Source organism: Xanthomonas euroxanthea, assembly GCF_900476395.1.
Lineage (GTDB): Bacteria > Pseudomonadota > Gammaproteobacteria > Xanthomonadales > Xanthomonadaceae > Xanthomonas > Xanthomonas euroxanthea.
This window is the reverse complement of record NZ_UIHB01000001.1, coordinates 1,541,389-1,558,929: the sequence shown is the minus strand read 5'-3', so window position 1 is coordinate 1,558,929 and position 17,541 is coordinate 1,541,389. Positions and strand designations below refer to the sequence as shown.

Annotated in this window: 11 protein-coding genes; 2 read left to right on the top strand and 9 right to left on the bottom strand. The window is 66.0% G+C overall.

The features are described 5' to 3' along the window. Window positions 1–52: 52 nt before the first annotated feature. The 4 genes from lepA to rpoE form a co-directional block, all read right to left on the bottom strand. Window positions 53–1,843 (bottom strand): translation elongation factor 4, encoded by a 1,791-nt coding sequence (gene lepA, locus CPBF1521_RS06845; protein ID WP_161960003.1) that lies wholly within the window; start codon window positions 1,841–1,843, stop codon window positions 53–55. Between the two features lie 185 nt (window positions 1,844–2,028). Then, complete coding sequence (locus CPBF1521_RS06840) at window positions 2,029–3,609, bottom strand: DegQ family serine endoprotease (RefSeq protein ID WP_115676414.1); 1,581 nt, start codon at window positions 3,607–3,609, stop codon at window positions 2,029–2,031. A 109-nt stretch (window positions 3,610–3,718) separates the two neighbouring features. Beyond that, complete coding sequence (locus tag CPBF1521_RS06835) at window positions 3,719–4,606, bottom strand: sigma-E factor negative regulatory protein (protein ID WP_115676413.1); 888 nt, start codon at window positions 4,604–4,606, stop codon at window positions 3,719–3,721. Further along, the gene (rpoE, locus tag CPBF1521_RS06830; protein WP_043908138.1) at window positions 4,603–5,223 is read right to left on the bottom strand and encodes an RNA polymerase sigma factor RpoE; all 621 of its coding nucleotides are present in this window, start codon (window positions 5,221–5,223) and stop codon (window positions 4,603–4,605) included. The genes CPBF1521_RS06835 and rpoE overlap by 4 nt, the downstream gene beginning before the upstream one ends. A gap of 235 nt (window positions 5,224–5,458) precedes the next feature. Here rpoE and CPBF1521_RS06825 point away from each other — a divergent pair, with 235 nt between their 5' ends. After that, entirely contained in the window at window positions 5,459–7,540 is a 2,082-nt protein-coding gene (locus CPBF1521_RS06825) for a 3-hydroxyacyl-CoA dehydrogenase NAD-binding domain-containing protein (protein WP_115676412.1), read from the top strand. Window positions 7,541–7,707: 167 nt separating this feature from the next. Here CPBF1521_RS06825 and CPBF1521_RS06820 read toward each other — a convergent pair whose 3' ends face one another. The 3 genes from CPBF1521_RS06820 to CPBF1521_RS06810 form a co-directional block, all read right to left on the bottom strand. Then, on the bottom strand, window positions 7,708–10,560 hold the full coding sequence (locus CPBF1521_RS06820) for a TonB-dependent receptor (RefSeq protein WP_104650558.1): 2,853 nt from the start codon (window positions 10,558–10,560) through the stop codon (window positions 7,708–7,710). A 386-nt stretch (window positions 10,561–10,946) separates the two neighbouring features. Next, complete coding sequence (locus tag CPBF1521_RS06815) at window positions 10,947–12,530, bottom strand: tetratricopeptide repeat-containing sulfotransferase family protein (protein ID WP_115676411.1); 1,584 nt, start codon at window positions 12,528–12,530, stop codon at window positions 10,947–10,949. Window positions 12,531–12,570: 40 nt separating this feature from the next. Continuing rightward, entirely contained in the window at window positions 12,571–13,029 is a 459-nt protein-coding gene (locus CPBF1521_RS06810; RefSeq protein ID WP_115676410.1) for a hypothetical protein, read from the bottom strand. Between the two features lie 162 nt (window positions 13,030–13,191). Here CPBF1521_RS06810 and CPBF1521_RS06805 point away from each other — a divergent pair, with 162 nt between their 5' ends. Continuing rightward, window positions 13,192–14,694 carry a tetratricopeptide repeat-containing sulfotransferase family protein gene (locus tag CPBF1521_RS06805; RefSeq protein WP_115676409.1) on the top strand — a complete coding sequence of 501 codons (1,503 nt, stop codon included), beginning with the start codon at window positions 13,192–13,194 and terminating at the stop codon, window positions 14,692–14,694. Window positions 14,695–14,718: 24 nt separating this feature from the next. On the opposite strand, the gene CPBF1521_RS06800 is transcribed toward CPBF1521_RS06805, so the two are convergent. Together CPBF1521_RS06800 and CPBF1521_RS06795 are read right to left on the bottom strand one after the other, a co-directional pair. Beyond that, window positions 14,719–16,002, bottom strand: a complete 1,284-nt coding sequence (locus CPBF1521_RS06800) for an aspartyl/asparaginyl beta-hydroxylase domain-containing protein (protein ID WP_115676408.1) — start codon at window positions 16,000–16,002, stop codon at window positions 14,719–14,721. A 173-nt stretch (window positions 16,003–16,175) separates the two neighbouring features. After that, a complete protein-coding gene (locus tag CPBF1521_RS06795; protein WP_115676407.1) occupies window positions 16,176–17,141 on the bottom strand; it encodes a cation diffusion facilitator family transporter in 966 nt (321 codons plus the stop codon). Window positions 17,142–17,541: the final 400 nt, after the last annotated feature.

The window sequence follows — 17,541 nt, the reverse complement described above, 5'->3', positions numbered from 1 at the left end:
GCAGGAGCACTCGCGCCCTTACGATTCCCGATTCCCGATTTACCATTCCCAGCTACTTATCCATCTGCAAGACAGCCAGGAAGGCTTCCTGCGGAATCTCCACGCGGCCGACCTGCTTCATGCGCTTCTTGCCTTCCTTCTGCTTTTCGAGCAGCTTTTTCTTGCGCGAAACGTCGCCACCATAGCACTTGGCCAACACGTTCTTGCGCATCGCCTTGACCGTGGAGCGCGAGATGATTTGCGAGCCCACGGCGGCCTGGATCGCCACGTCGAACATCTGCCGCGGGATCAGGTCCTTCATCTTTTCGCACAGTTCGCGGCCGCGCCGGTCGGCATAGCTGCGGTGCACGATGATCGACAGCGCATCGACCTTGTCGCCATTGATCAGCGTATCCACGCGCACGAACGGGCCGGCATCGAAACGCAGGAAGTGGTAATCCAGCGAGGCGTAGCCGCGCGAGACCGACTTGAGCTTGTCGAAGAAATCCAGCACCACTTCGGCCATCGGCAGCTCGTAGCTGATCTGCACCTGGCTGCCCAGGTAGTTGATGCCGATCTGGGTGCCGCGCTTTTCTTCGCACAAGGTGATGATGTTGCCGACGTAATCGGGCGGGGTGAGGATGTTGGCGCGGATGATCGGCTCGCGGATCTCTTCGACGTTGTTGAGCGGCGGCAGCTTGGATGGATTGTCCATCGGGACGATGCTGCCGTCGGTCTTGAGCACTTCGTAGACCACGGTCGGCGCGGTCGAGATCAGGTTGAGGTTGTACTCGCGCTCCAGCCGCTCCTGCACGATCTCCATGTGCAGCATGCCGAGGAAGCCGCAACGGAAGCCGAAGCCCATCGCTTCGGAGCTTTCCGGCTCGAAGCGCAGCGCCGCATCGTTCAGGCGCAGCTTGTCCAGCGCCTCGCGCAGATCCGGGTAGTCCTCGGCATCGACCGGAAACAGGCCGGCGAACACGCGCGGCTGCATTTCCTGGAAACCGGGCAATGCATGCGGCGCCGGGTCGGCCGCCAGGGTCAGGGTGTCGCCGACCGGCGCGCCGTGCACGTCCTTGATCGAGGCGTTGATCCAGCCCACTTCGCCCGCGCCCAGCGCGGCAAGCTCCTTGCGCTTGGGCGTGAACACGCCGACCTTGTCGACCAGATGGGTGCGGCCGGTGGACATCACCAGGATCTTGCTGCCCGGCTTGATCTCGCCTTGCATCACGCGCACCAGCGAGACCACGCCCAGGTAGTTGTCGAACCACGAGTCGATGATCAGCGCCTGCAGCTTGTCGGTGTCGCGGGGGGTGGGCGGCGGAATCCGCTGCACGATCGCTTCCAGCACCAGATCGATGTTCAGACCGGTCTTGGCGCTGACCGCCACCGCGTCCTCGGCATCGATGCCGATCACCGCCTCGATCTCGGCCTTGGCCCGCTCGATGTCGGCGGTCGGCAGGTCGATCTTGTTGAGCACCGGCACCACTTCCAGGCCCTGCTCCACCGCGGTGTAGCAGTTGGCCACCGACTGCGCTTCCACGCCCTGGGCCGCATCCACCACCAGCAGCGCGCCTTCGCACGCGGCCAGCGAGCGGCTGACCTCGTAGGAGAAGTCCACATGCCCCGGGGTGTCGATGAAGTTCAGGTGGTAGACCTGCCCGTCCTTGGCCGTATACGGCAAGGACACCGACTGCGCCTTGATGGTGATGCCGCGTTCGCGCTCGATCGGGTTGGAGTCGAGCACCTGGGCCTCCATCTCGCGCGCCTGCAGGCCGCCGCACAGCTGGATGATCCGGTCGGCCAGGGTGGATTTGCCGTGGTCGACGTGGGCGATGATGGAGAAGTTGCGGATATTCCGCATTGAATCAGAGGACATTGAGGTGGGCGCCGGCGGTGCCGTCGTCAGGGTAACGCAGCATTATCGCACGCCACGGCCCCGCGGGGCCGAGAATTGGGAATCGGGAGTGGGGAATCGGAAAGCCAGGCGAGCTCTCACCTCGCAGAGCCGCTCTTGCCATTCCCGATTCCCGATTCTCCACTCCTCCCTCAGCCGCCGGCCTTCAAGGCCACATAACTGGTCGCCTTGCCATCGGTGACCAGCAGCATGACCACGTCGCCCTTCTTGTAGCTGGACAGGGCGCGGTTGAGGTCGGCGACGCTGCCGACCTTGGTGCGGCCGACGCGGGCGATGACCAGACCCGGCGACAACGGCGGCTGGGTGCTGCGTGCTGCCGCGCCGGTCACCGAGGCGATGCGCACGCCCTCGCCTGCTTCCAGGCCCAGGCGGCTGCGCTCGACGGCGGTCAGATCGGCCACCTGCAGGCCGAGCAGCTCCACGCTGGCCGGTGCGCCGGGCTTGGCGTCGTCGGCAGCGGTGCGCGGTGCAGCGTTGCCGGCCGGGTTGTCCAGCGTCGTCAGGGTGACCGCCACCTTGCGCGGCTTGCCATCGCGCAGCACGTCCAGGTTGACCTTGGTACCCGGCGCCATCAGCCCGATCATCGGCGGCAGGTCGCTGGCGACATCGATCGGCTTGCCGTTGACCGCGCGGATCACATCGCCCACCTCGATCCCGGCCTTGGCGGCGGGGCTACCGGGCGGGATGTCGTTGACCAGTGCGCCACGCGTATCCGGCAGGCCCAGGCCCTGCGCCTTGAGCGAGTCGATCGGGCCGACCGCCACACCCAGCATGCCGCGGCTCACGTGGCCGGTGGCCTTGATCTGCTCGGCGGCGCTGAAGGCCAGGTCGATCGGGATCGCGAAACTGATGCCCATGTAGCCGCCGGAGGCGGAGAAGATCTGCGAATTGATGCCGACCACCTCGCCGCGCGTATTGAGCAACGGGCCGCCGGAGTTGCCCTGGTTGATCGCCACGTCGGTCTGGATGAAGGGCACGTAGCGCTGGTCCGCATACGGATTGCTGCGCCCGGTAGCGCTGACGATGCCGGCGGTGACCGAGTGATCCAGGCCGAACGGGGAGCCGATCGCCACCACCCACTGGCCCGGCTTGAGCGTGTTGGAATCACCCAGGCGCACCGTCGGCAGGCCCTTGGCGTCGATCTTGAGCAACGCCACGTCGAACTGCTCGTCGCTGCCGACCACCTTGGCCTTGAACTCGCGGCGGTCGGTCAGCTTGACGGTGACTTCGCTGGCACCATCGACCACGTGGTGATTGGTCAGCACATAGCCGTCGGCCGAAATGATGAAGCCCGAACCCATCGACTTGCCGGCGATGCCGCCATCGTCATCGCCGCCCTGTCCCGGCCCCTGGCGCGGCCCGCCCGGCATCTGGAAATCCGGACCGAAGAAGCGACGGAAGAATTCCGGCATCTGCTCATCGCCGGGCATCGCGCCGCCGTCCTGCCCACCCGGACCACCGCGCCGCTGGCGCGCCATGGCGTCCTTGCGGGTGATGGTGGTTTCGATATTGACCACGCCCGGGCCGACCTGCTCGACCAGATTGGTGAAGTCCGGCAACCCGGCCACCAGCTGCGGCGCCGGCGTGGCGCTGCGGTTGGCGGCAATCGGGGCAACGTCCTTGGCAGCGGGCGCGGACTGCTGCGCGCAGGCGGCCAGCGGCAAGGTCATGGCGATCAGGCCGAACATCTGGGTGCGAATGCGGTGGTTCATCAGGTTGCCTCCGATGGCAGGGCGACAGGGGCCAAAGCCCCTGCCGTTGCAGGGGTCCGGCACGATAACGGAAGGGGAAGCGCCGAACGGATGAAGAGCGGCGGCGGTATCAATCCTGCGGCGGCTGCACCGGCAGCGGCCGGCTTGGCGCAGGGCTGGCAACACCCTGCGGCGCGGGCTCGAACGGATAGAACGCGGTGCCTTGGCCGCCTTGGCGGAAGCTGGCATTGAGCGGACTGTCGCCGGCACCGGACAGCGCCGCACGCGGCCACGGGCGCGCCTGCAGGGTGGTATCCGGATGCGTGAACGGATTCGATGGCGCCGCAACGGCCGTGGCGGCCGCCGAGGCGGGAGCAGCGGATGCCAGCGCGCGGGCTGGCGCCTGCTGCTGCCGCGCCGCGACGCTGCGGGCGACCTGTTGGTTGCGCGTGGCCGCGCCACGGCGCGTGGATGCCAGCGCGGCAGCCGGCACCGCTGCGGCCAGCGCGGCGACCTCGTCGGGAGCTGCCGGGCCAGGCTCGGCCGGCCCCTTCGGCGCCACGGGCGTGGTGGGAGCCTGCGCGGTGCCAGGCAGCTGTGCCACGGTGGCGAACACCGGGACCTGCGTGGCAGGCGCTGCCGTCTCCGGCAAGCGCTCGCGCGCCATGAACAAGGCGATCGCCGCGACCGATGCCGCAATCGCCGCGCCACCACCCCAGCGCCAGCGCGCCGCCGGACGCGTGGATGGCTGCGCCTGCGGCACCGGCTCATCGGCGATGGCACTGCGCACGCGCGCGGCAAAATCCAGCGGTGCCGGCGCGCTGGCCGCACCACGCAGCACATCGCCGCACAGCTGCCAGCGTTCGTGGCAGCCGGCCAGTTCTTCGTCGTGGGCCAGGCGGCGCAGCAAAAAGCGCGACTCGTCGGCGCTCAATTCGCCATCCACCAGCGCAGACAGCTGCTGGCGGTAGTGACGCTCGAACTTGTCGGTAGTGGACATGGCAGGGTTATGGCTCATACACGGTGTCGCTCACGGGTGGCGCTTTCGGTCTCCAGCAGAGGCCGCAGCTCGATGTCGATGGCCTCGCGCGCTCGAAAGATGCGCGAGCGCACCGTTCCGATCGGGCAATCCATCTTTCGCGCGATTTCGTCGTAGCTCAGCCCATCCACCTCGCGCAGGGTGATGGCCGACCGGAGCTCTTCCGGCAGGGCTTGGACCGCGCGCATCACCGTTTGTTCCAGCTCCTGTCGCATCAGTTCACGCTCCGGGGTGTCGGTGTCGCGCAAGCGGGTGGCACCATCGAACTGTTCGGCATCGCTGATCTCGATATCGTCGGTGGGCGGACGGCGGTTGTGCGCAACCAGATGATTCTTGGCAGTGTTGACGGCAATGCGGTGTAGCCAGGTATAGAACTGCGAGTCGCCGCGGAAACTGTTGATCGCCCGGTAGGCGCGCACAAACGTATCCTGGGCCACGTCCTGGCATTCGCTCCAGTCGGCGATGTAGCGCCCGATCAACGCAACGATGCGGTGCTGGTATTTGCGCACCAGCACATCGAACGCTGCGCTCTCGCCGCGCTGCACACGCCGGACCAGTTCCAGGTCAAGCTCCTGAGGTGTATCGACTTCGGCCATGTCGGGCCGCACTCCTGTCAGCCCACCGAAGTCGGGCAATAAGACAACCATTGAAGGGAAAAGTTCATACCGATCCGTGCGATCGTCACGCAACAGGCTAGCTGCACCGATGCGCTACTGGCGACGCCTCGCACCAGGCGCGCGTCGCCCTGCCGACAGGTATGGGTATTTGACGTGAAGGAAACAACCTCTGGATGATAACGACCTTTCCTTATATCTCCGGACGGCCAGACGCATGCTTCCAGGTTTCGACGGGCTCCGATTCAGCCATTGGCAGGCCGACCTGCGCGAGGACGGCGTGGTCGTACTCAGCCTTGATCGCCAGGGCGCACCGGTCAACGCATTTTCGCAGGAGGTGCTGCTCGAACTGGGCGCGCTGGTCGAACGCCTGGCGCTGGACCCGCCCAAGGGCGTGGTGCTGCGCTCGGGCAAGCCCAACGGCTTCATCGCCGGCGCCGACCTGAAGGAATTCCAGGAGTTCGACCGCAAGGGCACCGTCAACGATGCGATCCACCGCGGCCAGAACGTCTTTCAGAAGCTGGCCGAGCTGCCCTGCCCCACGGTCGCGGCGATTCACGGATTCTGCATGGGCGGCGGCACCGAGATCGCGCTGGCGTGCCGGTATCGCGTGGCCTCCGACGATGCCGGCACCCGCATCGGCCTGCCGGAAACCAAGCTCGGCATCTTTCCCGGCTGGGGCGGCAGCGCCCGCCTGCCGCGCCTGATCGGTGCGCCGGCAGCGATGGACCTGATGCTGACCGGCCGCACCGTCGCGGCCAAGGCCGCACGCGCCATGGGCCTGGTCGACAAGGTCGCCGCGCCGGCGGTGCTGGTCGATGTCGCCGCCGCGCTGGCGCTCACCGGCAGCAAACGTCCGTTCAAGCAGCGCGCCACCGCATGGGCCACCAATACCCTGCTCGCGCGCAAGTTGCTGGCGCCGCAGATGCGCAAGCAGGTCGCACGCAAGGCGCGCAAGGAGCATTACCCGGCGCCCTACGCCTTGATCAACGTGTGGGAACGTGCCGGCGGCAGCGGCATCCAGGCGCGCCTGGCGGCCGAGCGTAAGGCGGTGGTCAAGCTCGCCAGTACGCCGACCGCACGCAACCTGATCCGCATCTTCTTCCTGACCGAGCGCCTGAAGGTGCTGGGCGGCAAGGACGCCGGCGCTGCGGCCTTGCCCCCGATTCGCCATGTGCATGTGGTCGGTGCCGGCGTGATGGGCGGCGATATCGCGGCCTGGGCTGCCTACAAGGGCTTCGAGGTGACGCTGCAGGATCGCGAACAGCGCTTCATCGACACCGCACTGGGCCGTGGCGGCGAGTTGTTCGCCAAGCGCGTCAAGGACGAGGCCAAGCGGCCAGCAGTGGCCGCGCGCCTGCGTGGCGACCTGGCCGGTGCGGGCGTGGCCCAGGCGGACCTGGTGATCGAAGCGATCATCGAGAACCCGCAGGCCAAGCGCGAGCTGTACCAGTCCGTCGAGCCGCAGCTCAAGCCCGATGCGTTGCTGACCACCAATACCTCGTCGATTCCGCTGACCGAGTTGCGCGAGCATCTCCAGCGCCCGGCGCAGTTTGCCGGCCTGCACTACTTCAACCCGGTATCGATGATGCCGCTGGTGGAGATCGTGCAGCACGACGGGCTGGATCCGGCCAACGTCGCGCGCCTGGCGGCATTCTGCAAGGCGCTGGACAAGTTCCCGGTACCGGTGGCCGGCACACCGGGCTTCCTGGTCAATCGCGTGCTGTTCCCGTACCTGCTCGAAGCGGCCACCGCGTATGCTGAGGGCGTGCCGGGCCCGGTGCTGGACAAGACGGCGGTCAAGTTCGGCATGCCGATGGGGCCGATCGAACTGATCGATACGGTGGGGCTGGATGTCGCCGCCGGTGTGGGCGCAGAGCTCGCGCCCTTCCTGCACCTGCCGATTCCCGCGGCGCTGGCCACCGTGGAGCCGGGCAAGCGCGGCAAGAAGGACGGCCAGGGTTTGTACAAGTGGGAGAACGGGCGCGCGGTCAAGCCCGAGGTCGCCAGCGGCTACGCGGTGCCGGCAGACCTGGAAGATCGCCTGATCCTGCCGTTGCTCAACGAAGCGGTCGCCTGCCTGCACGATCGCGTGGTGGCCGATGCCGACCTGCTCGATGCCGGTGTCATCTTCGGTACCGGCTTTGCGCCGTTCCGCGGTGGCCCGATCCAGCATATCCGCAGCGTCGGTGCCGATGCCCTGCTCGAACGCCTGCTGGCTCTGCAGGCGCGCCATGGCGAGCGTTTCGCACCGCGCCCGGGCTGGGAGTCGCCGTTGCTGCGTGAGCCGGTGGCGTAACGCGTTGACGCGGCCTTCGAGCTCGGCCAGATACCCAAGCGCCATGCACTCGGCCACGGTGGTGCTCTGAAGGTTGCAGCGCGGCACACCATCGCCACCAGATGCAGGCAATCAAAAAACAACGGCGAGCCAAGGCTCGCCGTTGTTCTACCGGGTCGCAAGGCGACTCAGAAGCGCAGGCCCACACTGGTGAAGAAGTAACGACCCGCCTGGTCGTAACCGGCGAGCGAGTTGCCGTTGAAGGTCAGGCTGCCACCCACCAGCGGCGGCTCCTTGTCGGCGATGTTGTTGATGCCCAAGGTCCAGGTGACGTAATCGCCCAGCTGCATCGAACCGGAGAGGTCGAAGTAGTTGTACGCCGACACCTTGTTGTCCTGGTTCACCAGGCGTACGTCGGTTGTGCCACGGGTCCCGTCGGTGTTCTGGTAATCCAGCTCGCCGATATAGCGCCAGCGCAGGCTGACGGTGTACCGATCGAAACTGTAGCGCGTGCTCAGCACATGCCGCCATTCGGCACTGTTGCAGGCCACGTTCACCACGCCGGCGCAGTCGTAGGTCACTTCCTGCACACCCGGAACCGGCTCGTATTCCTGCTTGATGGCGTAGCTGCCCATCATCGAGGCAGTCAGGCGCCCGGGGCCGACGCTCCACGCGTACGACGCGGTCAGATCCACGCCCTGGAAATGCAGCGACCCAAAATTATCCTGGGAATTGAAGATCAGGCCGGAGACGTCCGGGTCGCTGCCGCGGAACAGGTCGCCTGTGGTGGCATTGCGGCGGACGCGGCTGCAGATATCCGCGTTGCCGGTCACGCCGCATGCGGTCAGGATGTTGGAGGAACCGATGGCACGGATGGCGTCGTCGATCTTGATGTCGTAGTAATCCACGCTCAGATCGAGCCCCTTGATGGGGCTGGCAGCAAAACCGACGGTCCAGGTGTTGGCCGTTTCCGGCTGCAGTGTCGTATTACCGCCGCCGATTTCGTTGTACTGGCCCGCCGGGTTTGCCGCAACGCGGCCGTACTGCGCCGCCGTCACGCCAGTATTGGCGCACTGGGCCTGGGTAAAGACCGGGTTGGCACCGGCGCATGGGTCGCTGCCGCTCCACAATCCGATCGTATTTTCGTTATACAGCTCGGTGACGTTCGGCGCGCGGATTGCGCGATTCCAGCCGGCGCGCAGGTGATACTTGCCGTCGGCGAATGTCGCGCCCAGACCGGCCTTGTAGGTGCTGACGCCACCGGAGATGTCGTAGTCCGAGTAGCGATAGCCAAGCTGCATGTCGAGATGATCCAGGCTGCCGGCCTGCGCCACCAGCGGCACCGCGCCCTCCAGGAACAGCTCCTTGACGCCGATGTCGCCGGAGACATTGGAGGTCGGGCCGCCCAGACCGGTGAAGTTGCCGGTCTGCATGTTGCTGTCGGCCACCCGCTTGAAGGTTTCGGTACGCGTTTCCACGCCGCCGACGACGCTGATCGGATTGTCCCCGGCCCACGGCAGGCTGTAGCCGAAATTGCCGGTCACGTAGGCGTTGAACACGCGCATCGAGGTTTCGTAATTGACGATACCAACCCCCTGCAGCGCTTGCGCCTCTGCAGCGGTGACACTGTCGGTCCACACGCTATAGGGCACGCAGCCATCGAACGCCCCCGGCTGGCAGCCCAGCAGCGCATCGCGTACACGGGTGGTCACGAAGTCGTTGATGTTCTCGGACTTGGTCGTGCTGCGGTTGTAGGTGAAGGACGCGTCGTAGGACCAGTTGTCGTTGATATCGCCCTGGGCACCGGCGGTGATGCTGAAACTGTTGGTATCCGAGTCGGTGATGCGCGGGCCGCCTTCGACGTTGCGCTTGGCCACATAGACGGTGAACTCATCGTCGGTGATGCCGACGTCGTTGCACAGGCTACCGATCACCGAGGTGGCGCAGTTGACGTTGAGGTCGGTGAAAAACGCACCCGACGGCGCGATCTGCGTCGAACTCTTGCGGTTGACGAACAGGGTTTCAAGATAGGGCTTGAAGTGCTCGTTGACCTCGTACTTGATGTTGGTGCCGGCCGTGTAGCGCGTATCCGGACGCTGGTAGTAATTCAGCGGCGCGAAGTTGTAGAGATTCGGGGATGCGACCTGCGACCAGGTTCCGCCGGCCGAAGGCTGCACGTAAAAGGCACCTGCAGACGGAGCGACGACGTAGAAGTTGGCCGGATCTGCAGTGGCAGACCCGCCGCACGCGGTGCCGCTGTTACTCAGGGCGCAGGCGGAGTAATCGCGCTGGCCCTGCAGCAGGGGATCGTTCTCGCGCCAGGTGGCCCATGCGGTGGCATGCCCCGCTTCGCCGAAGCTGCCGCCGATGGCCAGGTCCACGTTGCGGGAGATGCCGTCGAAACCGGAGTTTCCGGTCGGGTAATCGTAACCGGCATCGTCCATCAGACCGCGCATCAACGTATTGCCGTTGTCATGCTGGTAGGCGTTGTAGCCCATGTCGACGCTGACCCCTTCGAACTCGTCGTCGAGCACGAAATTGACCACGCCGGCAACGGCATCCGAGCCATACACCGCCGAGGCGCCGCCGGTGAGGATGTCCACGCGACGCACCAGCGCGGCCGGGATGATGCTGATATCCGGACTCTCGCCGATGCCCTTGGGAATGCGCCTGCCGTTGACCAAGGTCAAGGTACGCTGCGCGCCCAGTCCGCGCAGGTCGACGGTCGCATACCCTTGCGAGCCATTGTTGGCGAAGTTGTCGAAGCTCGCCGAAAGCTGTGGATACTGATTGATCAGATCTTCGACCTTGGTCGAGCCGGTGTACTGGAATTCTTCCTTGTTGATCTCGGCCACCGGACTGGAGGCAGTCATCGTCTGGCTCTTGATGCGCGTACCGGTGACACTGACCGTGTCCAGGCTCTTGAGTTCGCTCGCGGGCTGCTCCTGCGCCATCACGGTTCCGGACAGGGCCAACGCCGCGGCGCCCGCGGTGAGCGATACCCGGATGGCGTCGCGCAGCTTGGTGGTCTTCAATCTCATCTCTCTCTCCGAGAAGTTCGAACGGGTAAGCGCAACGCACTGCGTCGGCATCTGATGCAATGCCGGCACGTGCTGCGACGTCATTGGCAAGCGCGTCAAACCGCGCTTCCACACTGGCTAACGGCCGGGCGAAAGAGCGCCCGAAAAAACGTTGCCAACCCGATGTTAAGACCACGTTGAAGAGAATTAAAGCGCCATTCAGAAATGCTCCGAATCGGTGCGGCGAAGCCCCAAAAGGGTGCGGGAATCACAAAAAAAAGAGCACTTTTGACGCGCGCCCCCCCTTCCCGAGGCACGATTTCGCCGCGTACGCTCGTTCGGTGTTCGCGCGCCGCCGGCTCATTCCGGTGAAATACCGAAACGCGTGGTCGGCCAGCGGGAAATCCTTACGCCACTTCGACGCCGGGCAAGACCACACCCGCTGCCCGAAGCCGCTTCAACAACGGCATGAGCCCGTCCAGGTGCCGCCGCGAGCTATGCACCGACCGTTGATGGACATCGCCGCGCACCTGCGCCGCACTCGCGGTCACGAATGACACATTCTCCAGCCCGGTGATGGTTTCACTGCTCGTCAGCCCGCACCAGCTCAACACCCGCGAGATCTGATGCTCGGTATCGCGTACCAGCTCTTCGTAATGCACGTCGAGAATGCCGCCGGGCAGTACCGCATGCCAGTGACGCATGGTCTGCTGATAGGCCAGGTAGTAATCAGCGAGCTCATCGAGCGCATACGAGAACGGATAGGCGTTGTAGAACAAGGTCTTGTACATCGCATAGCACGTGTCCAGCGGATCGCGCACCAGATGGATGATGCGTGCGCGTGGCAGCGCAGTGGCAATCATGCCGCAGTAGAGGTAATTGACCGGCATCTTGTCGATGACTACCGGGTGGTCGTGCACCAACTCACGGGCACCGCGCAGATACTCTTCGCCGAGCGCAGCAAAATCGATCTGCAGCGATGCCTGGGCGGCGGTCAATCCGGGATTGGTCGCCAGTACGCCGGATGTCGCACTGCCCAGCAGCGCACCGAAATCCATCAACTCCCCGGCCGAGCGCGCACCGCCGCGCTGGATCAGCAGGCGCTCCAGCAAGGTGGTGCCTGAGCGCGGCAAGCCGACGATGAAGACCGCACCCTCGCCCGCATCACCCGGCTGCAGTGCGCGCAAGGCATCCGGGGCGTACGCCTCCCGTACCTGGGCGATATGCGCACACTCGGCAGCAACGTCGTACTGCAGTGTCTTGCGCTTGCAGGCCGCTGCAGCGGTCAACGTCTCGAACGATTCCGCATGCCGGCCCAGATCCTCCAGCTCCTTGCTCAAGGCGTACAGGCCTGCCGCCCTGGCGGAAGGGTCCGATAGCGTGGTCAAGCGGTGACGCAGGTCGTCCAGATGATTGTGCTGCCCGGTCTGACGCCGGAGCGTGGCGCGCAGGTACAAGGCATCGCCGGTCTCGGGTGCCAGTTGCAGCAGCCGCTCCAGGGTGACCTCAGCGGCATCGAATTCACCGCCAAAGAACTGCATGGTGGCAAGGTCGTACAGCAGGCCCGGCTGTTCTCCCAGCCATGTCATCGCATGCCGATACGCGTCACGGGCGGCCGCCACCTCGTGGCAGCCGCTGTGCAACGCGCCGATCCGCCACCACGCCGCACCGTCGGCGCCGGCCAGTGCCTGCGCCTGACCGGCGACAAGCCGGGCCTCGCGGCGGCGACGCAGCTGCAGCAGCAAGCTGGCGTACTTGATCAAGAGCGGCACCGGTGACGCCGCAACCGCCGCCGCCCGTGCGATGCGGTCGACCGCGGCTTGCGGATCGCCATTGGCCAACCGGGCCTCGCTGGCAAGTTCCAGCAGATGCGCATTGTCAGGCTGGTCGGCGCAGGCGCGGTCGGCCAACACAACTGCCTGGCCATAACGTCCCTGACGCAGCAGGTGATACCCGTCGTGCAGCACTGCGCGCAGCTGTCCTTCAGTCATGCGTTCTCTTCTGTTGGTTGCGATGCCATCGGCGGCCCGGCTAGTCGATGCGGCGGGCGCGTAGCGCCACCCCGGCAGCGGTCACCAGCATGTAACTTCCCATCGCGGCCTTGCGAATCACCACGACTTCGCCTTCGGCCAACGGACCGCGGCTGGTGGCTTCTGTCAGTGCCCAGCGCTGACGACTGTCCAGCGACACGATGCGCGTACCGTCTGGCTGATACGCCACCGCGAGCACCTTGGCCGTGAGTTGCGCAGGCGATGATTGCTGCGCAGCTGCTGCAGCCGAGGCCTGTTGCGCGCTGCGGCCAAACGCTCTTGCTCCCCTGTCCGCCTCCGCCGCCCGTACGGCCTGGGTTGGCGGAAAACTGGCGTCATAACAGGCCAGCCGCGGCAATGGATCGAGGACTGCGGCGCAGCGATGCGTCGGCACGTCCTGCGCCGATGCCGCCCAAGCGCAGCCCAGGACTGCCAGACCCACCACCACCGGTTTGTGCATGTGCGTATCTCACTGCTCGACTGCAGCAGAGCATACAAGCCAACCGGCGGGCGCAGGAAAGGCCGACCCTCATTGTCTCGCCACCGGGCAGATTGAACGCACTGCCGGCGCCGCCTAAGCTGCAGGTCCCCCGACCCGCGGCAAGACTGCCTGGAAAACGCCTTGGACCTGTCCTTGCAGCACGCCGCACGCTTACTGCAACACGGTCATCTGCCGCAGGCGATCGCCGCCTATCGAGCCATCCTGCAGGCCCGGCCCGGCTGCGCCGATGCCTGGTACAACCTGGGATATCTGCTGCGCCGGACCGGCGAAGCATCCGCTGCGCTGGATGCGTATGCGCAGGCACTGCAGCACGGCGCTGCACTGCCGGAACAGATCCACCTCAATCGCGCCGCGCTGCTGAGCGACCATCTCCACCAGGATGCGGCCGCGCTGGAGGAGCTCGACCTGGCATTGCAGTGTCGGCCGGACTACGCCCCGGCCTTGCTCAATCTGGGCAACCTGCACGAAGAGCTGGGCGCACGCGACCAGGCGGTCGCCGCCTATCGCCGACTGCTCGCCAGTCCTCCCGGCGACGCCCGGACACGGACGCTGCAGTTGCAAGCCAGCGCACGTCTGCTGCATCTGGATCCTCCGACGCAGGCGCAGGACCCACGCCTGCTCGAACTCGAGCAGGCCAGCGAGGTCGCGGGGCGGGATCCTGCGCTGGCGGCCACGCTGCTGCATGCAGTGGCCCATGCCTACGATCGCCTCGGCCTGCACAGCCAGGCATTCGATGCGGCCAGTGCCGCCAACCGGCATGGCCACGCCCATGCAAGGCATTACGATCCGATCCGCACGCAACAGCATTTCGACAGCATTGCCGCGGTATTTGCCAACGCAAGGGACGCGCAACAGCCACCCCCCACGGCTGCTGGAGAAAACACGGTGCCGGCCCTGTTTATCTGCGGCATGTTCCGCTCCGGCTCCACCCTGCTCGAACAGGCCTTGTCGCGCCACCCGTGCATTGCCGCCGGCGGTGAACTGGATGCGCTGCCGCGACTGGTTGCGCAGTCGCTGTCGCCGTTCCCGAAGGCCACGCAGCAGCTGTCCCCACATACGCTGGCGCAGCTGGCCGCGGCATATCGTCAACATGTGGCGGCAGCCGTTCCCCAGCATGCGCAACTGCGCTACATCACCGACAAGCGCCCGGACAACTTTCAGCTGATCGGACTGATCAAACAGCTCTTTCCGGCTGCCAGGATCGTGCACACGCGCCGCCATCCGCTGGACAACGGGCTGTCGCTCTTCATGCAGCAGCTCAATCCACAACGGTTTGGCTACGCGGGCCGGCTGGAGGACATCGGGCATTTTCTTGCCGCCTACCAGCGACTGATGGCGCATTGGCTGTCGCTATATCCCGACAGCATCCACACCTTCGACTATGACGCCTTCGTCGCCGCGCCGGAGCCCACCTTGCGCGCATTGCTGGACTTCCTGCAGTTGCCATGGGAACCGGACTGCCTGGAGTTCCACAAGGCGCCTGGCGCCGTCAAGACAGCCAGCTACTGGCAGGTGCGCCAGCCCCTGCATGGCGATGCGTCCGGACGCTGGAAGCCCTACGCCGCTCAGCTCGCTCCCCTGCGCGCCACGCTTGCCCGGTTCGGCATCTCACCTGCGGACTGAACCGGCCGACGACCGGCACCCCCTTCATCCGGCACGGTGGCGGGCAATCGCCGTTTCCATGGCGTTGACCATCTGCCGCTCCTCCTGGCTCAGCAGCGGGTTCCAGACATCGAAGATCAGCACCGCGCGCAGCTGCGCGCTCTGGTTGCGCGCCTCGTGTTCGATCGAGTCGTCGAACACCAGCACCTTGCCGACCTCCCACTGCCGCCAGTCGTAACCGACCCGGAAGCTGCATCCGTCGGGCACGATCAACGGCAGATGTGCCACCAGACGAGCGTTGGTCTCGCCGTGGTGCGGTGGAATGACCGTCTGCGGCGCCAGCACCGAGAACATCGCGTTCGGGCATACGCCATCGATCCGTGCCGCATCGACCAATGCCAACGCGGCGGCGGTCGCCGGGCACTGCCGCAGATGTTCCTCCACCGGCTGGCCATGCGCCCACAGCGGATAGGAACTCCAGGCCGGCGAATGGTTGAGGTCCTTCCACTGATTGACCGGCTGGTCCGGCGCGTAGGCGATATACGGCGCAAAGCCGCCCTTGTCCGCGTCCATGACGGCGCGCAGTTCCTGCGCAATCGCCTCGGTCTGACGCTGTACTGCAGCGATCCACGGAAACGCCTCCGGCGGATGAAACGGCAAGGCGGGCAGTCGCGGTACGTACAGGCGGTTGGATTGGGAGTGGAACGGGCGGCTGCGTCCACATGCGATCGCGGCCGCTTCCGCCCAGCGTCCCGCGAGCGCGGCGTCCACAGCGACGCCGGGCGTGTCCAGGACGGCGCGCAATTGCGCCTCGAGCTCAAGCGTGTCCTGCTCCACCGCCTGCGTGGCCAGGGCAAGCTTGCGACGCAGCACCGCAGGCCATTGCGGCTCGGGTGGCGCAACCTTCAGCGCGTCGCGATAGACGGCGGCGGCGGCACGCGGGCGGCCGCGCGCCTGCAGAAACGCGGCCTTTGCCAGCAACCCCGGCAGGAAATACGCATCCAGCGCCAAGGCCGCGCTGATGGCCTGCCATTCGCCATCCACATCGCCTTGCGACTGCTTCACCACCGCAATGGTCAGCACGATCATCGGATCGCCCGGGCTGCTTGCGCGCGCGCCGGCCAGGTAGTCCAGCGCCGCTGTTGCATCGCCGCGCTGGTAAGCGTGCACGCCCAGGCTGTACAAGGCCTGCGGATGCGCCGGCGCCAACTGGCGCACCTGTGCCCACAGCTGCTCGGCCTGCTGCCAGTGCCCGGCCGAAGCCGCAGCGCCCGCCTCGGCGATCAGCGCGGCGATGCGTTGGTTGCGTTGTTCGATCTGTACCGCCATCGCGCCGCCGGCCTCTCAATCTTCCCGGCTCGATCATACGGCCTGGGCGGCGGCGCGATGGCGCGATTGGCCTGCCCACGACCGGACAGGGTGGCCCGGCTACGTGCTGTTCCAGGCAACGTCACGCCACGCCAGCGCCAACCAGGCGACAGCCCACTGGCGTGCGGTCCGTGTCAGTGCGCGTGGCCGCCATGCGAATGCGCGTGACCATGATGATCGTCGTGCGCAGGGCCTTGCGTAGCCGGTGGCGTGCCACACGGCTCGGTGCCGCAGTCGCCGCTCTCCACCTGCAAGGTGACATGGGAGATCTCGAAGCGCGCGTGCAGCAGCTCGGCGAGGGCGTCGCGCAGGCGGTCGCGGTCGATGGTTTCGCCAACCACCACGTGTGCGGTGAGCGCAGGCGTGCTGGAGGCCAGTGCCCAGACGTGCAGGTCGTGCACGTCCTCGACGCCGGGGTAGCTGGTCAGCGCCTGCTGCACCTGCGGCAGATCGATGCCTTTGGGCACGCCTTCCAGCAGCACGTTGATCGCCTCGCGCAGCAGCACCCAGGTGCGCGGCAGCACCCACAGGCCGATTAGCACGGCCAGCACCGGGTCGATCCACTGCCAGCCGGTCCAGCGGATCAGCAGCGCGCCGATGATCACCGCCACCGAGCCGAGCATGTCGCTCCAGACTTCCAGGTAGGCGCCCTTGACGTTCAGGCTCTCGCCGCTGCCGGCGTGCAGCAGCTTCATGGCGATCAGATTGATCACCAGGCCGAAGCCGGCGATCAGCAGCATGCCGCTGGAGGAAATATCCTGCGGTGCGCGAAAGCGCTGCGCAGCCTCCCACAGGATGTAAGCGCCGACCGCGAACAGCAGTGCACCGTTCGCCAGCGCGCCGAGCGCTTCCAGCCGCACATAGCCATAGGTGCGGCGCGCATCGGCAGGGCGACGGCTCAGGCGCACGGCAAGCAGGGCGATCATCAGGCCCACGGTGTCGGTGGCCATATGTGCAGCGTCAGACAACAGCGCCAGGCTGTTGGTGATGAACGCACCGATGACTTCCGCCAACAGGAACGTGGCGGTGAGCCCCAGCGCCCACCATAGCGGTGTCTCGTGGCGGATTTCGCTGGGTGCGTGGTTGTGGTCGTGTCCCATGGATGCGGTAGCCTCGTGCGATGCGCGCACCTTAGGCGCACGCGATGGCGGAGACTATTACACCCGGGCGTGATGACATCACATCACGTGGGCGTGGTGCTGCGCCTTGTTGCCCAGGCCGGGCAGCAATTTGGAGCGGCCAACAGAACCTCTCGAACGCCGCAGCGATGGCGGCAACGCGTCGGCCACCCTCGCTTTCGTTAGCGTGTGGAGTGATGTCGTATTGGCAGTGAGATTGCTCGGATAGAAAGAGGCTGATCAGACCGCACCTCATCGGACGGCTGCGCTGCATGCACTGCCTGCCCCTACTTGCAACCATGCGTACCGACCACCGTGACTGGTCCTTGCCCGCCCACCGTCGCGGGACCTTACGCGGCATGGATGCCGCGTAAGAGCCTAC